The organism is Sinomonas atrocyanea, from assembly GCF_030812675.1.
Classification (GTDB): Bacteria; Actinomycetota; Actinomycetes; order Actinomycetales; family Micrococcaceae; genus Sinomonas; species Sinomonas atrocyanea_B.
In genome coordinates, this window is sequence record NZ_JAUSTE010000005.1 from 46,757 (window position 1) to 64,060 (window position 17,304).

At 71.3% G+C, this 17,304-nt stretch carries 15 protein-coding genes; 3 read left to right on the plus strand and 12 right to left on the minus strand.

Going from position 1 to position 17,304, the window contains the following annotated elements; all coding sequences use genetic code 11:
• Positions 1 to 57 precede the first annotated feature (57 nt).
• Genes zwf through pgl form a run of 3 tightly spaced genes read left to right on the plus strand, consistent with a single transcriptional unit; the run spans position 58 to position 3,351 of the window.
• Positions 58 to 1,617, plus strand: coding sequence for a glucose-6-phosphate dehydrogenase (gene zwf / locus J2W20_RS08970; protein ID WP_307006181.1), 1,560 nt, complete (start codon positions 58 to 60; stop codon positions 1,615 to 1,617).
• Positions 1,614 to 2,555 (plus strand): glucose-6-phosphate dehydrogenase assembly protein OpcA, encoded by a 942-nt coding sequence (locus J2W20_RS08975; protein WP_307006182.1) that lies wholly within the window; start codon positions 1,614 to 1,616, stop codon positions 2,553 to 2,555. Before zwf ends, J2W20_RS08975 begins: the two co-directional genes overlap by 4 nt.
• Positions 2,545 to 3,351: a 6-phosphogluconolactonase gene (gene pgl, locus J2W20_RS08980; protein ID WP_307006184.1), complete on the plus strand. Its 807-nt coding sequence runs from the start codon at positions 2,545 to 2,547 to the stop codon at positions 3,349 to 3,351. Before J2W20_RS08975 ends, pgl begins: the two co-directional genes overlap by 11 nt.
• A 99-nt stretch (positions 3,352 to 3,450) precedes the next feature.
• On the opposite strand, the gene secG is transcribed toward pgl, so the two are convergent.
• From secG to uvrA, 12 genes are all read right to left on the minus strand, one after another.
• The gene (gene secG / locus J2W20_RS08985) at positions 3,451 to 3,708 is read right to left on the minus strand and encodes a preprotein translocase subunit SecG (RefSeq protein WP_307006185.1); all 258 of its coding nucleotides are present in this window, start codon (positions 3,706 to 3,708) and stop codon (positions 3,451 to 3,453) included.
• A gap of 59 nt (positions 3,709 to 3,767) precedes the next feature.
• Positions 3,768 to 4,580 (minus strand): triose-phosphate isomerase, encoded by an 813-nt coding sequence (tpiA, locus tag J2W20_RS08990; protein WP_307006187.1) that lies wholly within the window; start codon positions 4,578 to 4,580, stop codon positions 3,768 to 3,770.
• A gap of 72 nt (positions 4,581 to 4,652) precedes the next feature.
• Positions 4,653 to 5,897 carry a phosphoglycerate kinase gene (locus tag J2W20_RS08995; protein ID WP_307006188.1) on the minus strand — a complete coding sequence of 415 codons (1,245 nt, stop codon included), beginning with the start codon at positions 5,895 to 5,897 and terminating at the stop codon, positions 4,653 to 4,655.
• 41 nt (positions 5,898 to 5,938) lie between these two features.
• Complete coding sequence (gap, locus tag J2W20_RS09000) at positions 5,939 to 6,946, minus strand: type I glyceraldehyde-3-phosphate dehydrogenase (protein WP_307006189.1); 1,008 nt, start codon at positions 6,944 to 6,946, stop codon at positions 5,939 to 5,941.
• A 241-nt stretch (positions 6,947 to 7,187) separates the two neighbouring features.
• Positions 7,188 to 7,811: a superoxide dismutase gene (locus J2W20_RS09005; protein ID WP_373457990.1), complete on the minus strand. Its 624-nt coding sequence runs from the start codon at positions 7,809 to 7,811 to the stop codon at positions 7,188 to 7,190.
• A 124-nt stretch (positions 7,812 to 7,935) separates the two neighbouring features.
• Positions 7,936 to 8,916 carry a DNA-binding protein WhiA gene (gene whiA / locus J2W20_RS09010; RefSeq protein ID WP_307006192.1) on the minus strand — a complete coding sequence of 327 codons (981 nt, stop codon included), beginning with the start codon at positions 8,914 to 8,916 and terminating at the stop codon, positions 7,936 to 7,938.
• 43 nt (positions 8,917 to 8,959) lie between these two features.
• Entirely contained in the window at positions 8,960 to 10,006 is a 1,047-nt protein-coding gene (locus J2W20_RS09015; RefSeq protein WP_307006193.1) for a gluconeogenesis factor YvcK family protein, read from the minus strand.
• Entirely contained in the window at positions 10,003 to 10,926 is a 924-nt protein-coding gene (rapZ, locus tag J2W20_RS09020; protein ID WP_307006194.1) for an RNase adapter RapZ, read from the minus strand. Before rapZ ends, J2W20_RS09015 begins: the two co-directional genes overlap by 4 nt.
• 13 nt (positions 10,927 to 10,939) lie before the next feature.
• Positions 10,940 to 12,868, minus strand: coding sequence for an excinuclease ABC subunit UvrC (gene uvrC / locus J2W20_RS09025; protein WP_307006195.1), 1,929 nt, complete (start codon positions 12,866 to 12,868; stop codon positions 10,940 to 10,942).
• 80 nt (positions 12,869 to 12,948) lie between these two features.
• The gene (locus J2W20_RS09030) at positions 12,949 to 13,599 is read right to left on the minus strand and encodes a lysophospholipid acyltransferase family protein (RefSeq protein WP_307006372.1); all 651 of its coding nucleotides are present in this window, start codon (positions 13,597 to 13,599) and stop codon (positions 12,949 to 12,951) included.
• A gap of 8 nt (positions 13,600 to 13,607) precedes the next feature.
• The gene (locus J2W20_RS09035; protein ID WP_307006196.1) at positions 13,608 to 14,306 is read right to left on the minus strand and encodes an HAD hydrolase-like protein; all 699 of its coding nucleotides are present in this window, start codon (positions 14,304 to 14,306) and stop codon (positions 13,608 to 13,610) included.
• 115 nt (positions 14,307 to 14,421) lie between these two features.
• The gene (gene uvrA / locus J2W20_RS09040) at positions 14,422 to 17,301 is read right to left on the minus strand and encodes an excinuclease ABC subunit UvrA (RefSeq protein ID WP_307006373.1); all 2,880 of its coding nucleotides are present in this window, start codon (positions 17,299 to 17,301) and stop codon (positions 14,422 to 14,424) included.
• Between the last annotated feature and the right edge of the window lie 3 nt (positions 17,302 to 17,304).

A 17,304-nucleotide genomic window follows, 5' to 3' on the forward strand; every position in this document is an offset into this window, starting at 1 on the left:
CGGGTCGGCCGCTCGTGTCCGCTGCGCGGACCGCCTCCGATGGACTAGAAAGGCATCATGCCAGAGAACGACAACGGCGCGACCGGGACGAAGCGGCGCTCGAATCCGCTGCGCGACCCGCGCGACCGGCGCCTGAACCGCATCGCAGGGCCCTCGTCCCTCGTGCTCTTCGGGGTGACCGGCGACCTCGCGCGCAAGAAGCTCATGCCCGCGGTGTACGACCTCGCCAACCGCGGCCTCCTGCCCCCGAGCTTCGCCCTCGTGGGCTTCGCCCGCCGCGAGTGGGAGCACGAGGACTTCGCGGAGGAGGTCAAGGCGTCCGTCAAGCAGTACGCCCGCACTCCGTTCGACGAGACCGTCTGGGCACAGCTGAATGAGGGCGTCCGTTTCGTCCAGGGCTCGTTCGACGACGACGAGGCGTTCGAGAACCTCAAGACCACCCTCGAGGAGCTCGACGCGAAGCGGGGCACCCGGGGCAATCATGCGTTCTACCTCTCGATTCCCCCCAAGGCGTTCGAGCAGGTGTGCCGGCAGCTCTCCGACCACGGCCTCGCCCAGCCCGAGGAGGGGAAGTGGCGCAGGGTCGTCATCGAGAAGCCGTTCGGGCATGACCTGGCCTCGGCCCGCGCCCTGAACGACATCGTGGAGTCCGTCTTCCCGCCGGATGCCGTCTTCCGCATCGACCACTACCTCGGCAAGGAGACGGTCCAGAACATCCTCGCGCTGCGGTTCGCGAACATGCTGTTCGAGCCCATCTGGAACGCCAACTACGTGGACCACGTGCAGATCACCATGGCCGAGGACATCGGCACCGGCGGCCGCGCGGGCTACTACGACGGCGTCGGCGCGGCCCGCGACGTCATCCAGAACCACCTCCTCCAGCTCCTTGCGCTGACCGCCATGGAGGAGCCGATCTCCTTCAACGCGGACGACCTGCGCGCCGAGAAGGAGAAGGTCCTCGCCGCGGTGCGGCTGCCCGAGGACCTCTCGACCCATTCGGCCCGGGGCCAGTACCTGGGCGGGTGGCAGGGCGGCGAGCTCGTCAAGGGCTACCTCGAGGAGGACGGCATCCCCGCCGACTCAACCACGGAGACCTACGCCGCGATCCGCGTGGACATCCACACCCGCCGCTGGGCGGGCGTCCCGTTCTACCTGCGCGCGGGCAAGCGGCTCGGCCGCCGCGTGACCGAGATCGCCGTCGTGTTCAAGCGCGCCCCCAACCTGCTGTTCCAGGACCAGGAGGAGGCCGAGTTCGGGCAGAACGCCGTGGTGATCCGGGTCCAGCCCGACGAGGGCGCGACGATCCGGTTCGGCTCCAAGGTCCCGGGCACGCAGATGGAGGTCCGCGACGTGAGCATGGACTTCGGCTACGGGCACTCCTTCACCGAGTCCTCCCCCGAGGCCTACGAGCGCCTGATCCTCGATGTCCTCCTCGGCGAGCCCCCGCTGTTCCCCCGGCACCAGGAGGTGGAGCTGTCCTGGAAGATCCTCGACCCGTACGAGGAGCACTGGGCCAGCACGGGCGAGCAGCCCGAACCGTACGAGCCGGGCAGCTGGGGCCCCCGCAGCGCCGACGAGCTCCTCGCCCGCGACGGACGCACCTGGAGGCGACCATGATCATCGACCTGCCGAACACCACGACCTCGAGGATCTCCAAGGAGATCACCAACCTGCGCCACCGGGGCGGCGTCGTCGCCCTCGGGCGCGTCCTCACGCTCGTGGTCATCACCAAGCACGGGTTCGAGGAGGAGGCGATCGAGGCCGCCAACCAGGCCAGCCGGGAGCACCCCTGCCGCATCATCGTGCTCGTCGACTCGGGCCAGGACGCGGCGGACCGCATCGACGGGCAGATCCGGGTCGGCGGGGACGCCGGCGCCTCGGAGGTGATCGTGCTGCGCGGCTACGGCCGGCTCGCAGAGGAGAGCGAGTCGCTCGTCGCGGCGCTGCTCCTGCCGGACGCGCCGATCGTCGCCTGGTGGCCGCACGGCGCCCCGGACAACGCGAGCGCCACCTCGATCGGCTGCATCGCCCACCGCCGCATCACGGACTCGGGCAACGAGCCCGACCCCACCGCGGCGCTCTTCCACCTGCGCCAGACGTACCGTCCCGGGGACACGGACCTCGCCTGGACGCGCCTGACGAACTGGCGCATCCAGCTGGCCGCCGCGCTGGACCAGGTCGACCCCGAGCCGGTCACCGCCGTCACGGTCGAGGGTGCCTCGGACTCGCCCAGCACCGTGCTGCTCGCCGCGTGGCTCGGGCTCACCCTCGACAGCCCCGTGACGATCGTGGCCGATCCGGCGGGCACCGGCATCCGGCGGGTCCGCCTCCGGCGCTCCACCGGGGACATCCAGCTGCACCGCCCGGGGTTCACGGTCGCGGAGCTCACCCAGCCCGACCAGCCCACGCAGCGCATTGCCCTGCCACGGCGCAGTCTGCAAGACTGCCTCACCGAAGAGCTGCGCAGGCTCGACCCGGACGAGGTCTTCGGCGAAGTCCTCACCTCCGGCCTGCCGCGCACGAACCTGAGGAGTGTGCAGCCGAGTGAGCGCTGATCCCCGTGTGAGCATCCATCCCGACTCCTCCGTGCTGCTGGCCGCCATCGCGGCCCGGCTGATCACGAAGCTCGTGGACACCCAGGACCGGTACGGCGAGGCGACGATCGTGCTCACCGGCGGGACGATGGGCATCGGCACCCTGCGCGCCGTCGCCGATTCGCCGGCATGCCGCGCCGTCGACTGGTCGAAGGTCAACGTGTGGTGGGGCGACGAGCGCTTCGTCGAGGCCGACTCCCCGGACCGCAACACCGTCCAGGCCGACGAGGCGCTCCTGGGGCGGCTGGCGCTGGACCCCGCGCGCGTGCACCGCCCCGGCGCGGCGGGAGACTTCGCGACGGCCGACGACGCCGCGGCGGACTACGCCCGCAGGCTGGCCGAGGCCGCGTCCGCCGAGCACGAGTCCGAGCTGCCGGGCGGCGTCCGCGGGGTGCCCCGCTTCGACGTGCTGCTCCTCGGGGTGGGGCCCGACGCACACGTGGCCTCCCTCTTCCCCGAGATGGCGGGGATCCGGGAGACCGAGCGCACGGTGGTCGGCGTCGAGAACGCGCCCAAGCCGCCGCCGTCCCGCATCTCGCTGACGCTGCCGGCGATCAAGTCCGCGGACGAGGTGTGGATGCTCGTGGCCGGCGAGGACAAGGCCGGCGCCGTGGGCCTTGCCCTGGCCGGGGCGGGCGCCGTGCACGTGCCGGCCGCGGGAGCGAGGGGCCGGACGCGCACGCTCTGGCTCATCGACGCCGCGGCCGCCGCGAAGGTGCCCCAGGAACTGGTCCGCAAGGAGCCGGCGTCGGCGTAGCTGCGCGCGGCCGGGCGGCCCGGTGACCTGATACGACGAGGCCGGGACCAGCGGATGCTGGTCCCGGCCTCGTCGTGCTGGGAAGGCGCGCTGCCCGAGTCAGGACGCCCCGGTGCTGGAGAAGCGCATGATGAGCCCGAGGGCGATGATCACCACGCCCCAGGTGATCCCCAGGATGATCGTGAAGCGGTTGAGGTTCCTCTCGGCGACGCCGGAGGACGCCAGGCCGGAGGACATGCCGCCACCGAACATGTCCGACAGGCCGCCGCCGCGGCCCTTGTGCATGAGGATCAGCATGGTGAGCAGGAGGCTCGTGATGCCCAGGATGATCTGCAGGATGATCTGGAGTACTTCCACAGGTTTGCCTCGTGGCCTTCCGTCAGCTCTCGTACGTGGTCGCGGCGATGCCGACGCTGCTAGGCGCCCGCGTGGCTCTCGAACCTGACAATGCTAGCAAATTCGGCGACGTCCAGGCTCGCACCGCCCACGAGCACGCCGTCGACGTCCTGCTCGGCGAGGATGGCCGCGGCGTTGGCCGCCTTGACCGATCCCCCGTACAGGAGGCGCGTGGCGCGCGCCGCCTCGTCGCCGAACAGCACGGCGAGCTCGGCGCGCAGGGCCGCGCACATCTCCTGCGCGTCGCCGGGGCCGGCGACCTCGCCGGTGCCGATGGCCCACACCGGCTCGTAGGCGACGACCAGCTGGGCGGCCTGCTCGGCCGTGAGGCCCTCGACGTCGGCCCGGAGCTGGGCCAGGGTGTGCTCGACGTGTGTGCCCGCCTGGCGCACCTCGAGCCCCTCGCCGACGCACAGGATCGGGACGAGCCCGTGCCTGTACGCCGCCTTGACCTTCGCGCCCAGGACCTCGTCCGACTCGCCATGCACGGTGCGCCGCTCGGAGTGGCCCACGAGGACGTAGCGGCATCCGAGCTTGGCCAGGAAGGCGCCGCTGATGTCGCCGGTGTAGGCGCCCGAGTCGAACTGGGAGAGGTCCTGGCCGCCGTAGGCGATGGCGAGGTCGTCGCCGGCCACGAGGGTCTGGACGCCGCGGAGGTCGGTGAACGGCGGGAACACCGCGACCTCGACCCGCGCGTAGTCGTGCTTCGCGTCGTCCAGGGTCCAGGCGAGCTTCTGGAGGAGGGTGATGGCCTGGACGTGGTCCATGTTCATCTTCCAGTTGCCGGCGATGAGGGGGGTGCGCTCGAACGTGCCGTTCGCGGAGGTGGTCACGGGTGGCTCCTGACGAGGTGGTGGGGTGGGCACAGGGAGGCCCCGCCGCCGGGCGGCGGCGGGGCCGGGGGCTCAGGCTCCGAGGGCGGTCAGGCCGGGGAGCTCCTTGCCCTCGAGGTACTCGAGGCTCGCGCCGCCGCCGGTCGAGATGTGCCCGAACTGGGCATCGTCGAAGCCGAGCGTGCGGACGGCCGCCGCGGAGTCGCCGCCGCCGACGACGGTCAGGGCGCCGGCCGCCGTTGCGTCGACGAGGCCCTGGGCGACGGCCTTGGTGCCCGCCGCGAAGGCCGGGAACTCGAACACGCCCATCGGGCCGTTCCAGAACACGGTCTTCGCCGCGGCGATCTCCTGGGCGAACGCCGCGGCGGTGTCGGGCCCGATGTCGAGGCCGATGCCGGCGGCGCCGAAGGACGTGTCCTCGATCGCGTCGGCCGCGGCGACCTCGTGGTCGGCGTCGGCTCCGAACTTCGAGGCCACCACCACGTCCGTCGGAAGCACGAACTCGGTGCCGGCGGCCGCGGCGCGCGAGAGGTAGTCCTGCACCGTGGCGATCTGGTCCTGCTCGAGCAGGCTCGCACCGACCTTGTGCCCCTGGGCCGCGAGGAAGGTGAAGAGCATGCCGCCGCCGACCAGGAGCTTGTCCGCCTTGCCGATGAGGTTGGCGATGACGGCGAGCTTGTCGGAGACCTTGGAGCCGCCCAGGACCACGACGTAGGGCCGCTCGGCGCCGTCGGTGAGGCGGCGGAGCACCTCGACCTCGGTCCGGACGAGCTCGCCGAGGTAGGCGGGCAGGACGCCCGCGATGTCGTACACAGAGGCGTGCTTGCGGTGCACGGCGCCGAAGGCGTCGTCCACGTAGGCACCGTTGTCTCCGGTGAGGGAGGCGAGCTCGCGGGCGAAGGCGGCGCGCTCGGCGTCGTCCTTGCTCGTCTCACGGGGATCGAAGCGGACGTTCTCGAGGACGAGCACCTGTCCGTCCTCGAGCGAGCCGGCGAGCGCCTTGGCGCTGTCCCCCACCGTGTCCTCGGCGCGCAGCACGGTGACGCCGGCGGCCGCGGCGAGCTCCGCCAGGCGGTCGGCGGCGGGCTTGATCGTGTACTTGGGGTCCGGGGCGCCCTTGGGCCGGCCCAGATGGGCCATCACCAGGACGCGGGCCCCGGCTTCGGCAAGCTTCTGGATCACGGGCAGGGAGGCGCGGACGCGTCCGTCGTCGGTGACGGTGGAACCGTCGAGCGGCACGTTCAGATCCGAACGGACCAGAACGTGCCGCCCACGGACACCATCGGCGAGCAGGTCGTCGAGAGTGCGTGCAGTCATGGACTCAGGCTATCCGAGTTCTCCGTGCGTTACGGCGCGGGTCAGAGCTTGGACGCGACGAGCTCGGTCAGGTCCACGAGGCGGTTCGAGTAGCCCCACTCGTTGTCGTACCACGAGACGACCTTGACCTGGTTGCCGATCACCTTGGTGAGGCCGGAGTCGAAGATCGACGACGCCGGGTCCCCGACGATGTCGGAGGACACGATCGGGTCCTCCGTATAGGTGAGGAAGCCCGCGAGCGGGCCGGACTCGGACGCGGCCTTGACCGCTGCGTTGACCTCGTCCTTGGTGACCTCGCGGGAGACCGTGACGGTCAGGTCGGTGGCGGAGCCGGTGGGGACGGGCACGCGGATGGCGTAGCCGTCGAGCTTGCCCTTGAGCTCGGGCAGGACCAGGCCGATGGCCTTCGCCGCGCCGGTCGAGGTGGGGACCATGTTGATCGCGGCGGCGCGGGCACGGCGGAGGTCGCGGTGCGGGCCGTCCTGGAGGTTCTGGTCCGCGGTGTAGGCGTGGACCGTGGTCATGAGGCCCCGCTCGATCCCGAACGCGTCGTTGATGGCCTTGGCCAGCGGGCCGAGGCAGTTCGTGGTGCAGGACGCGTTGGAGATGATGTTGTGGTTGGCCGGATCGTAGATCGCGTCGTTGACGCCCATGACGATCGTGACGTCCTCGTCCGTGGCGGGGGCCGAGATGATGACCTTCTTCGCGCCCGCGGCGAGGTGCTTCTTGGCGCCCTCGGCCTTCGTGAAGAAGCCGGTGGACTCGATGACGATGTCCACGCCGAGCTCGCCCCACGGCAGGTTGGCCGGGTCGCGCTCGGCCAGCACCTTGATCTCCTTGCCGCCGACGACGATGATCCCCTCGCGGACCTCCACGGACTCGGAGAGGCGGCCGGTGATCGAGTCGTACTTGAGCAGGTGGGCGAGGGTCTCGGGGCTCGTCAGGTCGTTGACGGCCACGATCTCGAGGTCTGCGCCCTGGGAGAGAGCTGCGCGGAAGAAGTTGCGCCCGATGCGGCCGAAGCCGTTGATGCCAATTCGAGTGGTCACTCTGGTCGATCTCCTTGATGCTCAGTCGAGCATCCGCGAAGACTGCTCGAACTGTTAGACGGTCACCGCACGTCGTTGGGCAGAGATTTGCACAGGGAAAGGCCGACAGCCCGAGTCTCCATTGTCATGGCTGAAAGGCCGCGCGGGCCTTTCCGCTCCCCATCCTACGGCGAAAGGGCCCGTCCGGGAACAGACGGACCCTTTCGCACTGAAAGTCACAAAATGTGACGCAGGTCTCCAGTCAGGAGAAGGTGATGAGGCCCTTGGCGCCGGCGCGGGCGGCCTCGAAGCGGCGGGCCACGTCGGCCCAGTTGACGATGTTCCAGAAGGCCTTGACGTAGTCCGCCTTGACGTTCTGGTAGTCGAGGTAGAACGCGTGCTCCCACATGTCGAGCTGGAGGAGCGGGGTCGTCGCGACCGGAACGCCGTTCTGCTGGTCGTACATCTGCTCGATGACCAGGTTCCCGCCGATGGGCTCGTAGGCGAGGATGGCCCAGCCCGAGCCCTGGATGGTCGTGGCGGCCGCCGTGAAGTGGCTGCGGAAGGCGTCGAACGAGCCGAAGAACTCGTCGACCGCGGAGGCCAGCTCGCCCTCGGGCTTGTCGCCGCCGTCCGGGGAGAGGTTGTTCCAGAAGATCGAGTGGTTGAGGTGGCCGCCGAGGTTGAACTGGAGGTCCTTCGAGAGCTTGGCAGCGGCCGCGCCGTCGCCGTTCGACCGCGCCTCGGCCATCTTCTCGAGGGCCGTGTTGGCACCGGCGACGTAGGCCGCGTGGTGCTTGTCGTGGTGGAGCTCCATGATCCGGGCCGAGATGTGCGGCTCGAGGGCGGCGTAGTCGTACGGGAGCTCGGGCAGTACGTAGGTCACAACATCCTCCATCGGTTGGCTCCCCGCGCGCGCTGGTCGCGGCACGCGGGCTGGTGACGGCTCCATCCTAAGCAGATGCGCCGGATGGGATACCGATCATTGCGGTACCCGCGACCGGGGACGGTCAACCGTCGAGCATCTCCGGCGTCACATTGGCCTCGGTCCCGGGGACGCCCTCCTCGGCGGCCTTCTTGTCCGCCATGGCCAGGAGGCGGCGGATCCGGCCCGCGATGGCGTCCTTCGTCATGGGCGGGTCCGCGAGCCGGCCCAGCTCGTCGAGGCTCGCCTGCTTGTGGGCCACACGCAGCTCGCCGGCGTAGCGGAGATGCTCCGGGACGTCGGTACCGAGGATCTCCAGGGCCCGCTCCACGCGGGCGCCGGCCGCCACGGCGGCCTGGGCCGACCGGCGCAGGTTGGCGTCGTCGAAGTTGGCCAGCCGGTTCGCCGTCGCCCGCACCTCCTTGCGCATGCGCCGCTCCTCCCAGGCCATGAGCGCGTCGTGGGCGCCCATGCGCGTCAGCAGCGCGGCGATCGCGTCGCCGTCGCGCACGACGACGCGGTCCACCCCGCGCACCTCGCGCGCCTTCGCCGCGATCCCCAGCCTGCGGGCGGCACCCACGAGGGCGAGCGCGGCTTCGGGGCCCGGGCAGGTGACCTCGAGGGAGCTCGAGCGGCCGGGCTCGGTGAGCGATCCGTGGGCGAGGAAGGCCCCGCGCCAGACTGCCTCCGCGTCCGCGGCGGAGCCGTTGACGACCGTGGACGGCAGGCCGCGGACCGGGCGGCCGCGGTTGTCGAGGAGCCCGGTCTGGCGGGCGAGGGCCTCGCCGTCGCGCACCACCCGCACCACATACCGGCTCCCGCGCCGGAGCCCGCCTCCGGAGACGACGATGATCTCGCTGGGGTGCCCGTAGACCTCGGCGATGGCGGCCCGGAGCCGGCGCGCCGTGGCGGCGAGGTCCACCTCGGCCTCGATGACGATCCGCCCCGAGATGATGTGGAGGCCGCCGGCGAAGCGCAGCATGGCCGAGACCTCCGCCTTGCGCTCGGAGGACTTCTTGACCGTCAGCCGCGACAGCTCGTCCTTGACGCTCTGGGTCAATGCCATGGCTGTCCTTCCTGCTCCCGCGGCGCCCGCACCGGACCCACGCTCAACGTCCCGCCGCGGGGGTCCCGCCCGCGGTGAAGACCTCATGGTACGCACCGGCCAGCCGGAGCGCGTCGTGCACCGGCCGTCGGCCGGAAGACCTCACTCTATCGAAGAGGACCTGCGCTCCGAGCTCGGCGGCGACCCGCTCGAACTCGGCGCGGTCCGACACGGAGGCATGGTCCGCGATCACGGCGTCGACCCGGAACCCGGGGGCGACCCGCTGGAGGGCGCGGAGGTGGTCGGCCGCGCTCATGCCCGAGGTCTCCTTGGTGTCGACCGCGAGGTTCATGGTCAGGCAGCGGCGGGCCGGGGTGTCGACGAGGGCCTGGCGCAGCTGCGGCAGGAGCAGGTGCGGCAGGACCGAGGTGTACCAGGAGCCCGGGCCGAGCACGACCCAGTCGGCGAGCTCGATCGCGCTGAGGGTCTCGGGGCAGGCCGGGGCGTCGTCCGGCTCGAGCCGCACGTCCTCGAGGCGCCCGGCCACCGCGCAGGCCGCCTGCCCGCGGATGGTCTCCACCCGCGCCGGGCCGCCATGGGCGCCCCCGCCGGTGACGACGACGTCGCCCTCGATGGTCAGGGGCACCCGGGACATCGGCAGCACCTGGCCCCGGGCACCGAGCAGGGCCCCGGCCCAGCGCAGGCCGTCGACGACGTCCCCCAGCAGCTCCCACAGGGTGACGATGAGCAGATTGCCCATGGCGTGGTTGTCGAGGCCGCTCGTGCCCGCCGGGGAACGGAACCGGTGCTGCATGACGTCCCGCCAGGTCCTCCCCCAGTCGGTGTCGTCGCACAGGGCGGCCAGCGCCATCCGGAGGTCGCCCGGGGGGAGGACGCCGAAGTCGGCCCGGAGGCGGCCGGAGGACCCGCCGTCGTCCGCGACGGTGACGACGGCGGTGAGCTCCGTGGTGAGCAGGCGCAGGGCGGACAGCGAGGCGGCGAGGCCGTGGCCGCCCCCGAGGGCGACGACGGAGGGGCCCTTGGGCTTGCCGCCGTCGGTGCCCGCGCCGGGGCGGATGAGGGGCAGCGGCCCCGTGAAGAGCGTGCTCACTCGCGGCCGAGGTCCCGGTGCGCCGTGGTGACTGTGACCCGGGGCTGCTGCGCGAGGCGCTTGGAGATCTCCTCGGCGACCGCCACCGAGCGGTGCTTGCCGCCGGTGCAGCCGATGGCGATCGTGGCATAGTGCTTGTTCTCGCGGCGGTAGCCCGCCAGCACGGGCTCGAGGGCGTTCACGTACCGCTCGACGAACTCCTGCGCCCCGTTGGCCACGAGCACGTAGTCCCGCACGTCCGGGTCGAGGCCGGTGTGCGGGCGCAGCTGGGGCACCCAGTGCGGGTTGGGGAGGAAGCGCACGTCGGCGACGAAGTTGGCGTCGGCCGGGAGCCCGTACTTGAAGCCGAAGCTCATGACGTTCAGCCGGACCGTCACCGGGCCCTTCTCCGAGAAGAGCTCCGTGATGGCCGTCGCGAGGCCGTGCACGTTGAAGTCGGACGTGTCGAGGACGATCGTCGCGTGGTCCCGGAGCTCGCGCAGGAGGGTCCGCTCCTCGGCGATGCCGTCCGAGATGCGCCCGCCCTCCTGGAGGGGGTGGGGGCGGCGCCCCTGCTCGAAGCGGCGGATGAGCACGTCGTCGCTCGCGTCGAGGAACAGCATGCGGTACTCCGTGCCGCTCGAGGCGAGCTGGGCGAGGGCGTCGCGGATGTCGGCGAAGAGCGCCTTGCTGCGCACGTCCATGACGACGGCGAGCTTGGGGATCCGGTCCGGCGAGTGGCGCACGAGGTCGGAGAGGGTGCCTAGCAGCTGCGGCGGGAGGTTCTCCACGACGTACCATCCGTGGTCCTCGAGGGCGTTCGCCGCGGTGCTGCGGCCCGCGCCGGACATGCCCGTGACGATGAGCAGCTCGGACGCGGGCGGCCTGACCGGGGTCAGGTCTGTCTCGTGGCCGGCCTCGGCCGCGCTCGTCTCCGTCATGGTGCCAGCCTAGCTAAGACTCCACGATTTCGCCGGTGGCGTAGTTGACCGCGGGCGCCGGCTGCTCCACGCCGTGGAGGCGGGCGTGGATGGCCGCCGCGAGGGACGGGCCCACCCCGTTCACCTCCGTGATCTCGGTCACCGACGCTGCGCGGAGGCGCTTGAGCGAGCCGAAGTGGGCCAGCACGGCCTTCTGCCGGGCGGGGCCGAGCCCGGGGACCTCGTCGAGGATCGACGCGGTCATCGACTTCGCGCGCCGCTGCCGGTGGAACGTGATGGCGAAGCGGTGCGCCTCGTCGCGGATGCGCTGGAGCAGGTACAGGCCCTGCGAGGCCCTGGGCAGGATGACGGGGAAGTCGCCCTCCGGGAGCCAGACCTCCTCGAGCCGCTTGGCGAGGCCCACCACGCGGACCTCGTCCCCGATGCCGAGCTCGGCGAGGGCCCGGACCGCGGCCGTGACCTGGGGCTGCCCGCCGTCCACCACGACCAGGTTGGGCGGGTAGGCGAACTTGCCGCTGTCCCTCTCCTCGACCGGCCGCTCGCGCTCGGCGAGGTAGTTGCGGAAGCGGCGGGTCAGGACGTCGTGCATCGCCGCCGTGTCGTCACGGGCGGCCTCGCCCGTGATCGTGAACTTGCGGTACTCGCTCTTCTTCGTCAGCCCGTCCTCGACCACGACCATCGAGGCCACGACGTTGGTGCCCTGGACGTGGGAGATGTCGAAGGACTCGATGCGCAGCGGCGGCTCGGGCAGCTCGAGGGCCTCCTGGAGCTCCTGGAGGGCGAGGGAGCGGGTCGTGATGTCCCCCGCGCGGCGGCTCTTGTGCAGCCGCAGGGCCTGGACCGCGTTCTCGTGCACGGTCCCCAGCAGGGCGGCCTTGTCGCCCCGCTGCGGCACCCGGACCTCGACGCGGGCGCCGCGCAGGCCCGTGAGCCAGAGGCCGAGCTCGTCGGCGTCCTCGGGCATGACGGGGACGAGCACCTCGCGCGGGAGCCTCCCGTTGGTCTGCTCCTCGTCCCCGTAGACCTGCTGGAGCAGGTGCCCCACGAGGGCCTCGGGGGTGGTGTCCTCGACCTTCTCCACGATCCACCCGCGCTGGCCGCGGATGCGGCCGCCGCGGACGTGGAACACCTGCACGGCGGCCTCGAGCTCGTCCTCCTCGACGGCGAAGACGTCCGCGTCGGTCTCCTCGGAGAGGACCACGGCATTGCGCTCGAACACCTTCCGCATGGCCACGATGTCGTCGCGCAGCCGCGCGGCGTTCTCGTAGTCGAGGTCGGCGACCGCGTCCGCCATCTTCCGTTCGAGGCCGGTGATGAAGCGCCGGGCCTCGCCGCCCATGAACGCGCAGAAGTCGTCGGCGAGGGCCCGGTGGTCCTCCTCGCTGATGCGGCCCACGCACGGGGCGGAGCACTTGTCGATGTAGCCGAGCAGGCACGGGCGTCCGCTCTGCTCGGCACGGCGGAAGACGCCCGCGCTGCACGACCGCACCGGGAAGACGCGCAGGAGGGTGTCCATGGTCTCGCGGATGGCGCCGGCCGTGTAGGGCCCGAAGTAGCGGGTGCCCTTGCGCCGCTCGCCGCGCATGACCATGACCCGGGGGTACTTCTCCCCCATCGTGACCGCGAGGTACGGGTACGTCTTGTCGTCACGGAAGGCGAGGTTGTAGCGGGGCCGGAACTCCTTGATCCAGGTGTACTCGAGCTGGAGGGCCTCGAGCTCGCTCCCGACCACCGTCCACTCCACGCTCGCGGCCGTGTGGACCATCGCATAGGTCTTGGGCAGGAGCGTCGCCGGCCGGGCGAAGTAGGAGGTCAGTCGCTGGCGGAGGTTCTTGGCCTTGCCGACATAGATGACCCGCCCATGCGGGTCCCGGAAGCGGTAGACGCCAGGGTCGGTGGGGATGTCCCCTGTGCTGGGACGGTAGCTCGCTGGATCTGCCACCGCTCCAGTCTAGGAGAGTCTGCGCGCCCTCCCGTCCGCGTGGCCGGGCGCGCGAGGGCGCGGCGCGGGGCCGGGCCCCGCTAGTGCGCCGGCGGCTTGTTGTAGCCGGCCGCCCGCTCCTGGCCGCTGAGCGCCGCGATGGCGTCCATGATCCGGTCGGTGGCCTCGCGGCGCAGCGGCAGCGAGTGGTCCGGGCCGGTCTTCTCGAACCACAGGGGCTCGCCGACACGCATCTCGAAGTGCTGGGGCCGGATGGCGTTCTTGCCGGCGGGCTGGAGGTTCTCCGTGCCGACGAGCCCGACCGGGACCACGGGGGCCCCGGTCGTGAGCGCGAGCCAGCCCACGCCGGTCCGGCCGCGGTAGAGGAGTCCGTCGCGGGAGCGGGTGCCCTCGGGGTAGATGCCGATCGCGTCGCCCTGGTCGAGGATGTCGAGCAGGGTCTTGAGCGCGGCAACGCTCGCGGCCTGCTCGCCGCGCTCCACGGGGATCGATCCCACGCCCTCGAAGAAGGCCTTCATGAGCCTGCCCTTGACGCCCTTGCCGGTGAAGTACTCGGCCTTCGCGAAGAACGCGACGCCGCGGGGCATGAGCGCCTGGATGATGACGGAGTCGAGGAAGGAGAGGTGGTTGGAGGCCACGATGAAGGGCCCGCTCTCCGGGACGTTCTCCAGTCCCGTGACGGTGGGGCGGCAGAGGCCGCCGATGAGGCCCCGGATGCTCTGCCGGGTCATGGAGTAGATCAGCACGTGGCGGCCTCCGGTGCGCGGTGGAGCACGACGTCGATCGCCCGCCCGAGCTCGTCGGCGTCACCGACCGCGGCGGCCAGGTCAAGGGACGCGAGTTCGCCCTCGGGGGCGAAGCCCCAGCGGACGCCGATGCAGGGAACGCCGTTGGCGGCCGCGCCGGCCGCATCGTGGCGCCGGTCCCCGATCATGACCGAGCGCCGGGCGCTGCCGTGGTTGGTCTCGAGGGCCGCGCGGACGATCCCGGCCTTCCCGTCCGTGGCGGGCGGGAGCGTCTCGTCGTCGGGCGCGCCGTGGATGCTGTGGAAGTGGACATCGAGGCCCTGGGCGCGCAGGAGGCGCTCGGCGAGGTTCTGCGGCTTCTGGGTGGCGACCGCGAGGTGCACGCCCTCGGCCCGCAGGCGGCCGAGCAGCTCGGGGATGCCGGGGTAGGGCCGGCTCTGGTCAATCCCGTGCGAGATGTAGCGCCGGCGGTAGGTGTGGACGACCGCCGGGAGCGTCTCCTCGGGCACGTCGGCGAGCCGGCGCAGGGACTCCAGCAGAGGCGGTCCCACCATGCTCGAGAGGGTCTCGTCGTCGGGGACGGGCAGCCCGTGGGCCCCGAGGGCGAAGGCGATGCCGCCGGTGATGCTCCCCGCCGGGTCGATGAGGGTTCCGTCCAGATCGAAGATCGCGAGCGCGGGGCTGTCAGTCACCGGGACAGTCTCGCACATCGTCTCCGCCGGACCGAAACCAACACCCGCATGCCATGAACGCCGCGGCATGGACCATCCGGTCCATGCCGCGGCGCTCATGTTCGGGCCCGCGTGGCTACCCTTGGCCGCCGAGGATCTCGGCGAGGAACGTGCCGGTGTAGCTGCCCTCCACCCGCGACACCTGCTCGGGCGTGCCGGTGGCCACGATCCGGCCGCCGCCCGAGCCGCCGTTGGGGCCGAGGTCGATGATCCAGTCGGCGCTCTTGATGACGTCGAGGTTGTGCTCGATCGTGATCACCGTGTTGCCCTTCTCGACGAGGGACTGCAGGACGAGGAGCAGCTTGCGGATGTCCTCGAAGTGCAGGCCGGTGGTCGGCTCGTCGAGGACGTAGGCGCTGCGCCCGTTGGAGCGCTTCTGGAGCTCGGCGGCGAGCTTGACCCGCTGGGCCTCGCCGCCGGAGAGGGTCGTGGCCGGCTGCCCGAGCCGGACGTAGCCGAGGCCCACGTCGACCAGGGTGTTCAGGTGCCGCGCGATCGGGGTGAACGCCGCGAAGAACTCGGCGGCCTCGTCGATCGGCATGTTCAGCACGTCCGCGATGGTCTTGCCCTTGTAGTGCACCTCGAGGGTCTCGCGGTTGTAGCGGGCCCCGTGGCACACCTCGCAGGGCACGTACACGTCCGGGAGGAAGTTCATCTCGATCTTGATGGTGCCGTCGCCGCTGCAGGCCTCGCAGCGGCCGCCCTTGACGTTGAACGAGAAGCGGCCGGGCATGTAGCCGCGGACCTTCGCCTCGTTCGTCTCGGCGAACAGCTTCCGGATGTGGTCGAACACGCCCGTGTAGGTCGCGGGGTTGGACCGCGGGGTGCGCCCGATCGGGCTCTGGTCGACGTGGATGACCTTGTCGAGGTGCTCGAGGCCCTCGATGCGCGTGTGGCGGCCGGCCACCTGCTTGGCACCGTTGAGGCGGTTGGCGAGCACCTTGTAGAGGATGTCGTTGACGAGCGTGGACTTCCCGGAGCCGCTCACGCCGGTGACCGCGGTGAGCACCCCGAGGGGGAAGGCGATGTCGACGCCCTGCAGGTTGTGCTCGCGCGCGCCCACGACCTTGAGCTGGCGCTTGCGGTCCACCTTGCGGCGCTTGGCCGGGATCTCGATGGAGCGCCGCCCGGAGAGGTAGTCCCCGGTGAGGGAGGCCGTGTTGGCCTTGAGGTCCTCAAGCGTGCCGGAGTGGACGACCTCTCCCCCGTGCTCGCCCGCGCCCGGACCGATGTCGACGATCCAGTCGGCCTCGTGGATCGTGTCCTCGTCGTGCTCGACGACGATGAGCGTGTTCCCGAGGTCGCGGAGCCGGGTGAGGGTCTCGATGAGCCGGCGGTTGTCGCGCTGGTGCAGGCCGATGCTGGGCTCGTCCAGGACGTACAGGACTCCGACAAGGCCGGAGCCGATCTGGGTCGCGAGCCTGATGCGCTGCGCCTCGCCGCCGGAGAGCGTTCCGGCCGCGCGCTCGAGGTTGAGGTACTCGAGCCCCACGTCGAGGAGGAAGCGCAGGCGCGCGTCGATCTCCTTGAGGACCTGGGCGGCGATCTGCTCCTCGCGCCGCGTGAGGTCGAGGGTGGCGAGGAAGGTCCTCGCCTCCTGGAGCGGCAGCCTGCTGACGTCGGCGATGGACCGGCCGCCGACCAGGACCGAGAGCGAGGCGGGATTCAGCCGCGCGCCGCCGCACTCGGGGCACGGGATCTCCCGCATGTACTCCTCGTACCGGTCGCGGGCGGAGTCCGACTCGGTCTCGAGGTGCTTGCGCTGGATGTAGGAGACGGCGCCCTCGAACCCGGTGCTGTACTTGCGCTCCCGGCCGAACCGGTTGCGGTACTGGACGACGACCTTGTGGTCCTTGCCGAACAGCACCGCGTCGCGGGCGTACTCCGGCAGGCTGTGCCACGGGGTGGTCATGGAGAAGCCGAGCTCGTCGGCGAGGCCCGCGAGGAGCCTCGTCCAGTACTCCTGGGTTGCCGTGCCCAGCGACCAGGGGGCGATCGCGCCCTCGGAGAGGCTCAGCTGCGCGTCGGGCACGACGAGGTCGACATCGACCTCGAGCTTGGTGCCGATGCCGGTGCACGCCGGGCAGGCGCCGAACGGGTTGTTGAAGGAGAAGGAGCGCGGCTCGATCTCGTCGATCGCGAGGGGATGCTCGTTGGGGCACGCGAGGTGCTCCGAGAACGCCCGCAGCCGCACGTCGTCGTCCTCGTCGAGGTCCACGAAGTCGGCGAGGACGCGCCCCTCGGCGAGGCCGAGCGCCGTCTCCACCGAATCGGCGAGGCGCTGGCGGATGCCCTCCTTGACCACGAGCCGGTCGATGACGACCTCGATGGTGTGCTTGAACTGCTTGCCGAGCTTGGGCGGGTCGGAGAGCTGCACGAGCGAGCCGTCGACCCGGGCCCGGGAGTAGCCCTTGGCGGCCAGCTCCTTGAACAGGTCCACGAACTCGCCCTTGCGGCCGCGCACCACGGGGGCGAGCAGCTGGAAGCGGGTGCCCTCCGGCATCTCGAGGAGCTGGTCGACGATCTGCTGCGGGGTCTGGCGGGTCACCGGCTCGTGGCAGATCGGGCAGTGCGGGCGCCCGACGCGCGCCCAGAGGAGGCGCATGTAGTCGTAGATCTCGGTGATCGTGCCCACCGTCGAGCGGGGGTTCTTGCTCGTGGACTTCTGGTCGATCGACACGGCCGGCGAGAGGCCCTCGATGAAGTCGACATCGGGCTTGTCCACCTGGCCGAGGAACTGGCGGGCGTAGGCGGAGAGGGACTCGACGTACCGGCGCTGGCCCTCGGCGAAGATCGTGTCGAAGGCGAGCGAGGACTTCCCCGAACCCGAGAGCCCGGTGAAGACGATCATCGCGTCGCGCGGCAGGTCCAGGCTGACGTTGCGGAGGTTGTGCTCGCGGGCGCCCTTGACGACGAGGCGGGACTGGTCGTGCGGCGTCAGGCTGTCCTGGAGCACGGC